Here is a 12707-nt window from a genome sequence, read left to right on the forward strand (position 1 = left end):
GCATGCGTGACCCGAAGAGCCTCGCGCGGTTCTACGAGACGACCGAGCAGATCGTCACCATCGACAAGGACTCGCCCCCGCGCGTCCTCTTCTCCGGCGAGGACCTGCTCGTCGAGGACCTGCCCGTCGGCACCCGCGTCATCTACCCGAAGCCGCCGCTCGAGGGGCTGCCGAACGTGAAGGCGGCGATCCGGAGCGCGATCAACCGGCCGGAGGGCTGCGATCCGCTGCACGCGCTCCTGCGCCCCGGGATGCGGGTGACGATCGCCATCGATGACATCTCGCTCCCCCTGCCCCCGATGCGGACGCCCGACGTCCGCCAGCAGGTGCTCGAGGTGATCCTGCCGCTCCTCGCGGAGTCCGGCGTCGACGACGTCCACCTCGTCATCGCGATCGCCCTCCACCGCCGCATGACCGAGGCGGAGATGCGGCGGATGGTGGGCGACCAGATCTTCGACGCCTACTACCCCGACCGCTACTACAACCACGACGCCGAGGACCCCGACGGCTGCGTCGTCCTCGGCACCACCGCGCACGGCGAGAAGGTCATCGTGAACCGCCGCGCGGCGGAGTCGGACCTGCTCATCTACGTGAACCTGAACCTCGTCCCCATGGACGGCGGCCACAAGTCGGTCTCGACCGGGCTCACGAACTACGAGGGCGTGAAGGCGCACCACACGCCGCACCACATCCGCAAGAGCCACTCGTACATGGACCCGGAGCGCTCCGAGATGCACCGCTCCGTGGACCGGATCGGCCGCTACGTCGACGAGCACCTCCAGGTCTTCCACATCGAGACGACCATCAACAACCGGATGTTCGACGGGCAGCTCGAGTTCCTCATGAAGAAGGAGGAGGACTACACCGAGCTCGATCGGCTCAAGCTCGCGGGTATGCGCGCGACCCTGAAGCGGCTCCCGCCCGTGGCGAAGCGCAAGATCTTCCAGGCCGTGCCGGCGCCGTACGACGTGATCGCCGTGCACGCGGGCCTGACCGAGCCCACGCACGCGAAGATCCTCGAGAAGAGCTGGGCGCAGTACGCCGTGGACGTGGACTTCCAGGCGGACGTGCTCATCTACGGCATCCCGTACGTCTCGCCGTACAACGTGAACTCGATCCTGAACCCGCTGCTCGTCCAGGTCATGGCCTGCGGGTACTTCTTCAACTTCTACCGGGGCAAGCCGCTCGTGAAGAAGGGCGGCACGCTCATCGTCACGCACCCGTGCTCGGACTCGTTCGACCCCGAGCACCACCCGAGCTACATCGAGTTCTTCCACCGGCTCCTGCCGGAGACCCGCGACGCGCAGGTGCTCGAGGCGCGCTACGAGCGCGAGCTCGCCGAGAACCCGACCTACGTCCACATGTACCGGACCGGCCACGCGTACCACGGGGCGCACCCGTTCTTCATGTGGTACTGGGGCGAGAACGGGCGCCAGCACGTCGGCAAGGTGATCGCCGCGGGGGCGGACAACGCGCACGTGCCGCGCATGATGGGCTGGGACCACGCGGAGACGCTCTCGGAGGCCATCGACATGGCGCGCGCGATCCACGGCCGCAGCGCGTCCATCGCGCTCCTCCACCACCCGCCGATCGTCATGACGCAGAACCTCGGATGAGCGAGCGCCGCGACAGATCCCGCCCCGCGCACCAGCACCCGGGCCCGCGCCCGGGCGCCGGCCGCACGGCCTCGACCGCCGCCGACCCCCTCGACGTCGGCCGCGCGCTCGCCGGGCGCAAGATCCTCGTCACCGGCGCGACCGGCTTCGTGGGCAAGGTCGCGCTCTCGATGCTCCTCGACCGGTACCCCGACGTCGGCCGGGTCTTCGTGCTCGTCCGCCCCGGGACCGGCGGCACCGCCGAGGCCCGCTTCTTCGACAAGGTCGCCCCGAGCCGCCCGTTCGACACGCTGCGCGCGCGCCACGGGGCCGGCTTCGAGGCCTTCCTCCGCGAGAAGTGCGTGCCGCTCGCCGGCGACGTGACCGATCCGCTCCTCGGCCTCTCCGAGGCGGACCTCGCGCGCCTGGAGGGGCTCGACGCGGTCGTGAACAGCGCCGGCCTCGTCGACTTCGACCCCTCGCTCGAGCTCGCGCTCGCCGTGAACGTCCGCGGGCCGCGGAGCGCGGTCGAGCTCTGCCGGACCACCGGCGCGGCGCTCCTGCACGTGTCCACCTGCTTCGTCGCGGGGAACCGCGACGGCGTCGTCCACGAGGACGAGGAGCTCCCGGGCTACTTCCCGCGCCGCGAGGGCGTCGAGGGCCGGCCGAAGGCGGGCGCCCTCGCCGCCGCCGACTTCGACGTGGACGGCGAGCTCGCCGACGCCACGCGGCGCATCGAGGAGCTCCGCGCGCGCGCCGACGACCGCGTGCTCCAGTCCGAGTTCCGCGATCGCGCGCTGGAGCGGCTCCGCGCCGAGGGGCGCGCGGGCGACGAGAAGGCCCTGCGGCTCGCCGTCGGCCGCGAGAGGCGGCTGTGGCTGTCCGGGCAGCTCGTCGAGGCGGGCATGACCCGCGCCCGCCACTGGGGCTGGCCCAACACGTACACCTACACGAAGTCGCTCGGCGAGCAGGTCATCGCCGCGAGCGCGCTCGGAGGCGCCCGGGGCGAGCGGGTGGTCTGGTCGATCGTCCGGCCGTCGATCGTCGAGAGCGCGCTCCGCTTCCCGTTCCCCGGCTGGAACGAGGGGTTCACGACGAGCGCGCCGCTCGCCTTCATGGCGCTCAAGGGGCACCGCAGCTTCCCCGCCGCGGAGAAGGCGATCCTGGACGTCGTGCCGGTCGATCTCGTCGCGGCGGCGATGATCGCGGCGACCGCCGAGCTCGTGGAGCGCCGCGACGCCTCGCGGGCGTCCGGGGCCCGGGAGCTCCCGGAGGGCCGCGTCTACCACCTCGCCTCGGGCGACGTGAACCCCCTCTGGGCGCGGCGCGCGGTCGAGCTCACGGCGCTCTACCGGCGCCGCTTCTTCCGCGAGCGCGAGGAGGGGAACCGCACCTGGAACCGGCTCCTCTCCCGGCTCGAGCCCTACTCCGTCTCGCGCGCCCACTACGAGGCGGCGAGCGCGCCCGCGATCTCCGCGCTCGCCCGCGGGGCGAAGCGGCTCCTCCTGGAGGCGTCGCCGCGCTGGGGCGCGCCGCGGCTCACGGCGCTCGCCGAGGGGGCCGCCGAGAGCCTCGACGAGCTCGGCAACCGGCTCGAGAAGACGAAGGCCATGTGGGACCTCTACATGCCGTTCGTCTGGGACAACCGCTACGTCTTCCGCTGCGCCGCGATCCGCGCGCTGTACGCGCGGCTCGGCGACGCGGACCGCGCGCGCGTGCCGTGGGATCCGGAGGCGCTCGACTGGCGGCGCTACTGGCTCGACGTGCACATGAAGGGCATGGAGGAGTGGGTGTTCCCGGGGCTCGAGGAGGAGTCCGGCAAGCGCGTCCACGCCCCCAAGGCCCACCGCGACCTGCTCGAGCTCCTCGACGCCGGGTGCGAGCGCTGGAAGGACCGCGTCGCGCTGCGGATGCAGGGCGCGGCGAAGACGCGGGTCACGTACGGCGAGCTGCGGCGGGGCGCCGGCGCGGTCGCCGCGTTCCTGCACGCGGCCGGGGTCGCGAAGGGCGACCGCGTGCTGCTCGCGAGCGAGAACCGGCCCGAGTGGGCGATCGCCTACTTCGGGATCCTCCGCGCCGGCGCGGCGGCGGTCCCGGTGGATCCGCAGCTCACCGAGCGCGAGCTCGCGAACCTCTGGCGGACCGCCGGAGCGCGCCTCGCGCTCCTCTCCGACGACGCCGCCGAGCGCAGCCCCGGCCTCGCGGCGCTCGCCGCCGCGGCGGTGCCCGGCGCGCGCACCGCGCTCCTCGGGGAGGCGCTCGCGGGCGGCCCCCCCGGCGCGGGCGCGCCGCCCGTGAAGATCGGCCCGGACGACCTCGCCTCGCTCATCTTCACGAGCGGGACGACCGGCACGCCCAAGGGCGTCATGCTCTCGCACCGCAACTTCGCGAGCCTCGTCGCGAAGCTCGTCGGCACGTTCGAGCTCGGCCCGGGCGACGGCATGCTGTCCGTGCTCCCGCTGCACCACACCTTCGAGTTCACCTGCGGGCTGCTCGTGCCGCTCTCGCGCGGCGCGGAGATCGAGTACCTCGACGAGCTCACCTCGGACCGCATCTCCGAGGCGCTCTCCGCCGGGCGCGTGACGGCGATGATCGGGGTGCCGGCGCTCTGGTCGCTCCTCCACCGCCGCATCACGCAGGAGCTCGCGGCGAAGCCCGGCGTGGTCGAGGCCGCGTTCCGCGCGCTCATGAAGGGCAACGCCGCGCTGCGCGACTCCGAGCTCGGGGTGAACCTCGGCAAGCTCCTCTTCTGGCCGGTGCACCGCCGCTTCGGCGGCCGCCTGCGCCTGCTCGTGTCGGGCGGCTCCGCGCTCGATCCCGAGGTCCAGAAGGCGTTCCGCGAGCTCGGCTTCGACCTGTACGAGGGCTACGGGCTCACGGAGGCGGCGCCGGTCCTCGCGGTGTCGCAGCCCGAGGAGGAGGCGCCGAAGGGGAGCGTCGGTCCGGCGCTGCCCGGCGTCGAGCTCAGGATCTCCGAGCCGGACGCGGACGGCGTCGGCGAGGTGCTCGCCCGCGGGCCGAACGTCATGCTCGGCTACTGGCGCGGCGGCGAGCACGCCGGCGTCGATCCCGAGCTCACCGGCCAGGTGCTCGAGGGCGGCTGGCTGCGGACCGGCGACCTCGGCAAGCTCGACGCGAACGGCAACCTCACCCTCGTCGGGCGCAAGAAGGACGTCATCATCGACGCCAACGGGAAGAACGTCTACCCGGACGAGGTCGAGGACGCCTACCGCGAGCCGGAGCTCGTGAAGGAGCTGTGCGTCGTGGGGCTCCCCGACGGCACGGGCGAGAAGGTCGCGCTCATCGTCGTGCCCGAGTACGGCGAGGACGATCGCGAGGAGGTGCGCGCCCGCCTCGAGGCCCACGTGCGCGCGGTGTCGGCGTCCCTCCCGTTCGCGAAGCGCGCGAAGGTCTGGCACGTCGTGGACGGCGAGCTGCCGAAGACGGCGACGCGGAAGGTGAAGCGCGGCCTCGTGCGCGAGGAGCTGCTCCGGCTCGAGACGGCCGCGCAGAAGGGGCGGCGCGCGCGGGAGTCGGCGAAGGACCGCGGCGCGGGCGAGGGCTGGCTCCTCGATCTCCTCGCCGAGGTCTCGCGCCGCCCGCGGGCCGAGGTGACGCACGAGTCGCACCTCGCGACCGATCTCGGCTTCGACAGCCTGATGCTCACCGAGCTCACCGCCGCGCTGGAGGAGGCGGGCGTGCCCGCGTCCGCCGCCGAGCACCTGCAGGACGTCCAGACCGCGGGCGAGCTCGCGCGCGTCGTCTCGGCGGCGGTCCACCGCCACGCGCCGGAGCCGGAGCGCGCCGCCCCGCCGCCGCCCGCCGGCGACGCGGAGATCGCGGTGCCGGCGGCGCTGGCGAAGCTCGGTCGTCGCCTGCTCGGGCTCGGCCAGCGCGCCCTCTACCACGGGCTCTACGAGGCGAAGGTCGTCGGCGCCGCGAACATCCCGCACGATCGCAACGTGCTCGTCGTCGCGAACCACGCGAGCCACCTCGACATGGGGCTCGTCAAGATCGCGCTCGGCGAGGAGGGCCGGCGCCTCGCCGCGCTCGCCGCGCGGGACTACTTCTTCGACACCCGCGTGAAGCGCGCCTACTTCGAGAACTTCACGAACCTCATCCCGATGGAGCGCGAGGGCTCGCTCAAGGCGAGCCTCAAGGCCGCGGCCGAGGCGCTCCGCCGCGGGTACCACCTCCTCATCTTCCCCGAGGGGACGCGCACCCGCGACGGCGCGCTGCGGCCGTTCTTCCCGACCGCGGGCTACCTCGCGCTGCAGTGCAACGTGGACGTGCTGCCGCTCCACCTCGACGGCACCTTCGAGGCGCTGCCGCCGGGCAAGAGCGTCCCGCGCAACGCCGAGCTCGAGGTGCGCATCGGCCGCCCCATCGCCGTCGAGGAGCTGCGCCAGCGCATCGCCGGCCTGCCGCGGAGCGAGGGGTACAAGGTCGCGACGCGGGTGATCGAGGACGCCGTCCGCGCCCTGCGGGAGGCGGCGAAGGGCGAGCGGAAGGCCTCGACCGGCGGCGCGATCGCGACCTCGATCCCCAAGGCGACCGCGACGCCGGCGCCGGCCCCGCCCTCCCCCGCGACTCCGAGTCCGACTCCGAGTCCGACTCCGCACGCCACCCAGACCGGCGCCGCGACCGCCACGCGTACCCGCGCCCGGCGGCGGAAGGACGAGCCATGAACGTCCTCGTCACCGGCGCGACCGGGTTCCTCGGCTCGGCCCTCGTGCCGCTCCTCGCCGGAGAGGGCCACCGGCTGCGGCTCCTGCAGCGCTCCGCCCCGCCGGACGCGGAGCGGATCGGCGCGGAGGTGGTGCGCGCCTCCCTCGCGGACGAGGGCGCCGTGCGGGAGGCGGTCCGCGGCGTCGACGCCGTGTACCACCTCGCCGGCCAGGTGGACTTCGATCCGGCCGAGCCGCGCGCGCTCTACGACCTGCACGTCCAGGGCACGCGCCGGCTCCTCGAGGCCTGCGTCGCGGCCGGGGTGAAGCGGGTCGTGCTCGCCTCCTCCTCGGGCACCATCGCGGTCTCGCGCGAGGAGCGCGTCGCCACCGAGGCGGACCACCACCCCATCGCCGTGGTCGCGGGCTGGCCGTACTACCTGTCCAAGATCTACCAGGAGAAGGCCGCGCTCCGGATCCACGCGGAGACGGGGCTGCCGCTCGTCGTGCTGAACCCGTCGCTCCTGCTCGGGCCCGGCGACGCGCGCCTCTCCTCGACCGACGTCGTGTTCAAGTTCATGGAGCGCCGCATCCCCGCGATGCCCTCGGGCGGCCTCTCGTTCGTGGACGTGCGCGACGCGGCGCGCGCGTTCAGCGCCGCGCTCACGCGAGGGCGGCCCGGCGAGCGCTACCTGCTCGGCGGCGCCAACATGACGTTCCGCGACTTCTTCGGCCGGCTCGAGCGGCTCACCGGCGTCGCGGCCCCGCGCGTGCGGCTCCCGTCCGACCTGAACCTCGCCGGCGCGCGGCTCCTCGAGAAGTTCCACGCCTGGCGCGGCAGCGAGACGCCGCTCGATCCGCGATCCGTCGAGATGGGCGAGCACTTCTGGTACTGCGCGTCCGGCAAGGCCGAGGCGGAGCTCGGCTTCTCCGCGCGCGACGCGCAGGAGACGCTGTTCGACACGGTCCGCTGGCTCGAGGAGCACGTGCGCAACCGGCAGCGGCCCCGCACCGTCGCGGACCTCGCCGGCTCCTCGCGGTCCCCGCGCTGATCGCTACATCGTCCCGCCCGACACGTCGCGCACCTTCCGCACCGCCGCGACGCCGCAGCGCTCGCCGCACGCCGCGCACACCTCGTAGGTGAGCTCCTTCACGACGAGCACGTCGGGGTGCCCCTCCGCCGGCGCGATGCGCGCGCCGCACTGCGGGCAAGCGAGCTCCGCCACGCGCTCCCGGCGCGCGAGCACCTGCGAGCGGCGCTGCTCCGGCGCGCAGCGGCTGCACTCGACGCCGTACGTCCAGCCGGTCTCCTGCCGCGGCTCGATCTCGTCGAGGTCGACGCCGCAGTACTGGCAGATCTCGGTCGCCACGCCCCTCGTCTAACGCGCCGCCTGCGTCCCGGCAGCCCCCGTCGCCCGGGCGCCCTGCGGGGGCGGAGCGGACCGTACCGGTGAGGCAGGAGCACGTCTCGTCGAGGAGAGAGGGAATCCGACCCGCCGAGATGGCGCCCTCGCGCCGCGCCTCGTCAGCGACACCGGATGGCGCCGCCGCGGCAGAGCGGGGCGCACAGACCGCAGCCGACGCAACGCGCGGGGTCGATCGACATCGCCTCGCCCCCTGGGTCGGAGAGCGCGACGCAGCCGAGGCCGAGGCAGGCGCCGCAGCGGTTGCAGCGAGCCGGCTCGATCGCGAGCGGCGGGCGTGCCTCCTCGCGGCGCGCGCACTCTGCGAGCGCGACGAGCGCCGCGGGGCGGACGCTCGCGAGCGCCTCTGCCACGAGCCGCTCGGCGTCCTGCGCGCCCGACCCGGCGGGAAGGCGCACGACGCGCGCGCCCGCCGCGGCGAGCGCGGACTCCACGGCGGCGGCGCGGTGCGGCCCGCGATCGGCGACGACGAGCAGCGCGAGGTCGCGGGCCTCCGCGACGAGCGCCCCGGGACGGACGAGGGCCTCGACCGCGCCCGCCATCCGCGCGACGCGGCCGGGCGGCGCGTCCCGCTCGCCCGCGGCCGGAGGCTCGCAGCCGAGACCGCCGCGGACGGCGAGCCCCGCGCGGCGAAGCGCTCGCAGGAGCGGGAGCTGCCTGCAGCCGGCGCACGCCGGGTCCTCGAGCGGACGACCCCGCGCCGCGATCCGGCGGCGCGGCGCGTTCGCACCGCTCGGCTCCGCGCCATCGCCGATCCCTCGGAGCACCTCGCGCACCCTCCCCTGTCCTCGACGCTCGCCTGCCGGGACGAACGTACACGCCTCGCGTGAGCTTCGCAGCGCGCCGCGGAGGGATCGGCCTGTCCCGGGCCCTGCGCGGCGGGGCCCGCCGTTCACCGCGCGAAAACACGAAGGGCCCGAAACCTGAGCGGCTTCGAGCCCTTCGGAGAGAGGCACCGCCCGGATTCGAACCGGGGAATAAAGGTTTTGCAGACCTTTGCCTTACCACTTGGCGACGGTGCCGTACCGAGGCGCCCTTTGTAGCGGAGGGCCGGGACGGCGTCAACGCGCGGAGCGCCCGGCTGGCGGGCCGGCGTGCGGCTGCGCGCGCACCTCCGCGCGCGCCACGACGATGCCCCGCGCGCGGAGCGTCTCGAGGAGCCCGGGCAGCTCGGCGGCGGCGGCGCGCTGCAGCACGGCGTCGGGCCGGAGCACGAGCTCGAGGCCGCCGGCGCCGCGCCGGAGATCGACCGAGAGCGCGCGACCGAGCGACAGGGACAGGGGCTCGCCCTCGCGGACGCGCGCGGCCTCGATCGCGGCGGGCAGCGTGCGCACGATCGCGCGCAGGTCCGCCACCCCCTCGATGCGCGCGGGCTGGAGCTGCGCCACCGGCGCGGGCGGAGGCCGCGTCAGCCGCTCCGCCTCGAAGGCGTCCGCGCGCCGCTCGCGCAGCACGCTGCCCGCGTGATCCGCGCTCGCGCGTCGCGCGCGCAGGCTCCGGGGTGCGCCGGCGCGCTCGTCGACGCCGGCGACTGCAGGCGACCGGTGCGGAGCCCGGACGCCTCGGCGGGCGTTGCGGAGGACCTCGTCGAACCGCTGCGCAATGGCGCCTCTCGAGCCGCCCTCCGCCCTGCCCTTCTCGGTCACCTTCATCGTGGATCTCCCCGGCGCGGCCCCCGCGCGAGCGCGCGAGAGTGCACGGTCGGTGCCGGGAGCAGCGCGCGGGGCGTGAGGGGTTTCTCGGGCCCGAAGGTCCGCCGCGCGGACCCGCCGGACTCGGGCGCGGTCGGGTGTTGGCTCGCGCGCCTCAGCTCCGGTAGTCCGCGTTCTCGGTCACGTACTCGTGCGTCAGATCGGCCCCCAGGACCGCGCACGCCGCGCTCCCCATGCCGAGGTCGATCCCGATCTCCACCCGCCGCTCGTGCGGCGGGTAGTCGATCGGCGGCCGGAAGAGCCCGTCCGCGGACGGACGCGTCGCGTACAGCTCCGCCGACTTCATGTGGGCGACGAGCCGCTCCTCCTTCGCGGGGTCGAGCCGCATCGCGCCGCCCTCGAGCACGAGGTCGTCGCCCACGCGCATCGTGACGCGCGCGGGGTCGAGCGGGATCCCGGCGGCGCCCGCCTGCTTGCCGACGGCGCAGAGGAGCCGCCCCACGTTGGGATCGTTCCCGTTCACCGCCGCCTTGAGCAGCGGCGAGTTCACCACCGACTTGGCGATCGCGCGCGCCTCCTCGAACGTGCGCGCGCCGGTGACGCTCGCGCGGATCACGTGGTGGACGCCCTCCCCGTTCCGTACCACGTCCTCGGCGAGGTCGCCGCATACCTGCGCGAGCGCGGCGGCGAGCGCGCCGGGCGGCGGGGCCGCCTTCTTGCGGGAGGAGACGATCACGACGGTGTCGGAGGTGCTCGTGTCCGTGTCGACGGAGATGCAGTTGAACGTCACCTCGACGGCGGCGTCGAGCGCGGCGCGCAGCGTGTCGCGCGGCACGTCCACGTCGGTGAGCAGGTAGACGAGCATGGTCGCGAGGTTCGGCTCGATCATGCCCGCGCCCTTGGCGATGCCCACGAGCGTCCCTTCCCCGAGCGGCGCGCGCCGCACCTTGGGGTAGAGGTCGGTCGTCGTGATCGCCTCGGCGGCCGGGAGGATCGTGCCGGACTGGAGCGCGGAGGCGGCCTCGGGCAGCGCCGCGATCATCCGCTCGACGGGGAGCTGCCAGCCGATGACCCCGGTGGACGAAGGCAGCACCTCCTCGGGCGCGATCCCGATGAGCCGCGCCGCCTCGGCGCCGACGCGCTCCGCCGCCTCGATCCCGCCCGGCGCGCAGACGTTGGCGATCTTGGTGTTCACCACGATGCCGCCCAGCGTGGGCCCGTCGAGGCGGCGCTTGCCCACGATCACCGGCGCGCCAGGGAAGGCGTTCCGGGTGAACTTCGCGGCGAAGGCGGGGGTCGGGCGGTCGAGCGCCACGAGCGTGAGCTTCATCCGGCCGGGCTTCGGCGCCTCGACCGGGACGAACTCGAAGCTCGTGGTCCCGATGCAGAAGCCCTCGGGCAGGGCCGACTGCGCCTCGAGCCAGGCGCGGTGCTCGGCGCGGCTCGCGAAGGTGAGCGAGGTGGACGGCATGGCCGCCTTTTCGCCCTTCCGCCCCCCGCCGTCAACGGGCCCCGACGCCGGGGGCCGCCTCCGCGCCGCTGCCCCCGCCCGCGCCTTGCGCCGGCGGAGGCCGCGGCGTACGCACCGGCCCATGGCCCGCCCCGCCGCCGTGATCTTCGACGTCATCGAGACGCTCTTCCCGCTCGATCCCCTGCGCCTGCGCCTCGCCGCCCTGGGGCTCGCTCCCCTCGACCTCGACACCTGGTTCACGCGGATCCTGCGGGACGCGTTCGCGCTCGACGCGAGCGGCTCGTTCCGGCCCTTCCGCGAGATCGCCGGCGGCGCGCTCGAGGTGCTCCTCGCCCAGCGGAGCCGCCCGGTGGAGCGCGCGGCCGTCGAGGACGTCCTCGACGGCTTCAACACGCTCGACCCCGCGCCGGACGTCGCGCCCGCGTTCCGCAGGCTCGCCGGCGCGGGCGTGCCCATCGCGACCCTCTCGAACGGCGGCGTCGAGGCGACGCGCGGGCTGCTCGACCGCGCGGGCCTCCTCCATCACGTCGCGCGCGTCATGGGCGTCGACGAGATCCGCCGCTACAAGCCGGGCCGCGAGATCTACCTGCACGCCGCGCGCACCCTCGGGCAGCCGCCGGAGCGGCTCGCGCTCGTCGCGGTGCACGCGTGGGACGTCGAAGGGGCCCAGCGCGCCGGGCTGGTGGGGGGCTGGTGCGCGCGGCTGGAGCGGCGCTTCCACCCGGCCATGGGCCCACCGACCGTGCAGGGCGAGGACCTGGTCGCGGTGGTGGACGCCCTCCTCGCGCGGTGAAGGCCGCGTCCGCCTCTCCCGAGGCGCCCGGAGCGGACCTTCGCGCCTGCGGCGAAGTCGCTCCCCCGATCGCCCGGGGCTATGATGCCGGCCGTGTCCACCGTCAACCCGCTCGCGCGGGAGATCTCGGCGAAGATCGTCTATTACGGCCCCGGCCTGTCCGGGAAGACGACGAGCCTCCACCAGATCTACGAGAGCGTCCGCCCGGAGACGCGCGGCCAGCTCGTGTCGCTCTCGACGGAGGGTGATCGCACCCTCTTCTTCGACTTCCTGCCCCTCAAGATCGAGCAGGTGCGGGGGCTCACGCTCAGGCTCCAGATCTACACGGTGCCGGGCCAGGTGTTCTACGACGCGACCCGCAAGCTCGTGCTGAACGGCGCCGACGGGGTCGTGTTCGTGGCGGACTCCCAGCCGGCGGCGCGGGACACGAACGCGGAGTCCATCGACAACCTCGCCACGAACCTCGGCGAGCTCGGCATCTCCCTCGCCGAGTTCCCCCACGTGCTCCAGTACAACAAGCGCGATCTCCCCGGCGCGCTGCCGGTGGAGGACCTCCGCGCCGCCCTGAACCGCCACGGCGCGCCCGAGGTCGAGAGCATCGCGAGCCGCGGCGTCGGGGTCTTCGCCGGGCTGAAGGAGATCACCCGCCTCGTGGTGAAGGACCTGCGCTCGCGCCAGCCCGCGCGCCGCGCGACGCCGCGGCCGCTCGAGCTCTCCGGCGGCGGGTCGGAGCTCGCCTCCCAGCTCTCCGCTGCGGCCGAGGCCTCCGGGCCGGCCGATCCGGCGGCGCTCGCCCCGGTGTCCTTCGCGCGGCTCTTCCCGGGAGAGGGCGCGGCGATCGCCGCCACCGAGCACGCGCTGCGCGAGCGGACCTACGGCGAGGCCGCGCGCATCGCCGCGGATGGCGTGGCCGCGGTGCTGGCGCGGGTGCCCGCGGAGGACGGGCGGGCCGCGCGGCTCGGGCTCGACCCGCACGAGCTGCTCCGGCTCGCGCGCATCGCGGCGATGCCGGACGCGGCGGTCACCGAGCGGGACGCGCTCTTCGCGCTCTACGTCCTCGTCGCCGCGAAGGTGAAGGCAGCGGCCCGGGCCGCCGGCCGCTAGC

The 12707-nt window shown here is 74.7% G+C and carries 9 protein-coding genes and 1 tRNA gene; 5 read left to right on the top strand and 5 right to left on the bottom strand.

From position 1 onward, the window contains the following. Positions 1 to 2: 2 nt before the first annotated feature. From MNY60_RS08750 to MNY60_RS08760, 3 genes are read left to right on the top strand one after another with little or no spacing between them, the layout of a single operon-like run. Entirely contained in the window at positions 3 to 1616 is a 1614-nt protein-coding gene (locus MNY60_RS08750; RefSeq protein WP_242360433.1) for a lactate racemase domain-containing protein, read from the top strand. Continuing rightward, positions 1613 to 6283: an AMP-binding protein gene (locus MNY60_RS08755; protein WP_242360434.1), complete on the top strand. Its 4671-nt coding sequence runs from the start codon at positions 1613 to 1615 to the stop codon at positions 6281 to 6283. Before MNY60_RS08750 ends, MNY60_RS08755 begins: the two co-directional genes overlap by 4 nt. Further along, the gene (locus MNY60_RS08760; protein ID WP_242336026.1) at positions 6280 to 7314 is read left to right on the top strand and encodes an NAD-dependent epimerase/dehydratase family protein; all 1035 of its coding nucleotides are present in this window, start codon (positions 6280 to 6282) and stop codon (positions 7312 to 7314) included. The genes MNY60_RS08755 and MNY60_RS08760 overlap by 4 nt, the downstream gene beginning before the upstream one ends. A 3-nt stretch (positions 7315 to 7317) precedes the next feature. On the opposite strand, the gene MNY60_RS08765 is transcribed toward MNY60_RS08760, so the two are convergent. The 5 genes from MNY60_RS08765 to MNY60_RS08785 all read right to left on the bottom strand — a co-directional run bounded on the left by MNY60_RS08765 (position 7318) and on the right by MNY60_RS08785 (position 10809). Continuing rightward, complete coding sequence (locus MNY60_RS08765) at positions 7318 to 7632, bottom strand: hypothetical protein (RefSeq protein ID WP_242360435.1); 315 nt, start codon at positions 7630 to 7632, stop codon at positions 7318 to 7320. Between the two features lie 155 nt (positions 7633 to 7787). After that, positions 7788 to 8453, bottom strand: coding sequence for a 4Fe-4S binding protein (locus tag MNY60_RS08770; RefSeq protein WP_242360436.1), 666 nt, complete (start codon positions 8451 to 8453; stop codon positions 7788 to 7790). Positions 8454 to 8636: 183 nt separating this feature from the next. Continuing rightward, positions 8637 to 8708, bottom strand: a tRNA-Cys gene (locus tag MNY60_RS08775). A gap of 39 nt (positions 8709 to 8747) precedes the next feature. Next, complete coding sequence (locus tag MNY60_RS08780) at positions 8748 to 9338, bottom strand: hypothetical protein (protein ID WP_242360437.1); 591 nt, start codon at positions 9336 to 9338, stop codon at positions 8748 to 8750. Between the two features lie 154 nt (positions 9339 to 9492). Beyond that, positions 9493 to 10809 (bottom strand): bifunctional ornithine acetyltransferase/N-acetylglutamate synthase, encoded by a 1317-nt coding sequence (locus MNY60_RS08785; protein ID WP_242360438.1) that lies wholly within the window; start codon positions 10807 to 10809, stop codon positions 9493 to 9495. A 121-nt stretch (positions 10810 to 10930) separates the two neighbouring features. Between MNY60_RS08785 and MNY60_RS08790 the strand changes: the two genes are divergently transcribed. After that, positions 10931 to 11602 (top strand): HAD family hydrolase, encoded by a 672-nt coding sequence (locus tag MNY60_RS08790; protein ID WP_242360439.1) that lies wholly within the window; start codon positions 10931 to 10933, stop codon positions 11600 to 11602. Between the two features lie 93 nt (positions 11603 to 11695). Then, positions 11696 to 12706: an ATP/GTP-binding protein gene (locus tag MNY60_RS08795; protein ID WP_242336045.1), complete on the top strand. Its 1011-nt coding sequence runs from the start codon at positions 11696 to 11698 to the stop codon at positions 12704 to 12706. The last annotated feature ends 1 nt before the right edge of the window (position 12707 follow it).

Origin of the sequence: Anaeromyxobacter sp. SG17, from assembly GCF_022690695.1 — a bacterium.
Classification (GTDB): Bacteria; Myxococcota; Myxococcia; order Myxococcales; family Anaeromyxobacteraceae; genus Anaeromyxobacter; species Anaeromyxobacter soli.

Bases quoted from the DNA above. Each gene is read 5' to 3' on its own strand.
- MNY60_RS08750 (WP_242360433.1), top strand. From the start codon at position 3: ATGCGTGACCCGAAGAGCCTCGCGCGGTTCTACGAGACGACCGAGCAG.
- MNY60_RS08755 (WP_242360434.1), top strand. From the start codon at position 1,613: ATGAGCGAGCGCCGCGACAGATCCCGCCCCGCGCACCAGCACCCGGGC.
- MNY60_RS08760 (WP_242336026.1), top strand. From the start codon at position 6,280: ATGAACGTCCTCGTCACCGGCGCGACCGGGTTCCTCGGCTCGGCCCTC.
- MNY60_RS08780 (WP_242360437.1), bottom strand. From the start codon at position 9,338: ATGAAGGTGACCGAGAAGGGCAGGGCGGAGGGCGGCTCGAGAGGCGCC.
- MNY60_RS08785 (WP_242360438.1), bottom strand. From the start codon at position 10,809: ATGCCGTCCACCTCGCTCACCTTCGCGAGCCGCGCCGAGCACCGCGCC.
- MNY60_RS08790 (WP_242360439.1), top strand. From the start codon at position 10,931: ATGGCCCGCCCCGCCGCCGTGATCTTCGACGTCATCGAGACGCTCTTC.